At 36.4% G+C, this 231-nt stretch carries 1 pseudogene; it reads right to left on the bottom strand.

The features are described 5' to 3' along the window. Positions 1-231: pseudogene (locus AAEY68_RS21760) on the bottom strand (M56 family metallopeptidase); the annotation flags it as partial.

Genomic DNA, 231 nt, shown 5'->3' with positions numbered 1-231 from the left:
AAACTAAACAACGTGACAATTAAAAGTAGTTTAGGCGTAGTGGGAATTGGTGTTAACAATGTTTGTATACGCTGAGTTATTTGCTCATTACTAAAATGACTCATATATATATTGTCATTAATGCTATGTTGTTGTCGTTGAAATCGAGCAACATTAATAAGCGCTTGAGCCACATCTAAACCATCAAAATGCTGCGTGGCACCGACATCAGCAATTTGCTCTGTTAAAGCC

Origin of the sequence: Pseudoalteromonas sp. RB2-MNA-CIBAN-0110, from assembly GCF_040309305.1 — a bacterium.
Taxonomy (GTDB): Bacteria; Pseudomonadota; Gammaproteobacteria; order Enterobacterales; family Alteromonadaceae; genus Pseudoalteromonas; species Pseudoalteromonas arctica.
Note: the sequence above shows the minus strand (reverse complement) of the source record. Positions and strands in the feature narration are given on the sequence as shown.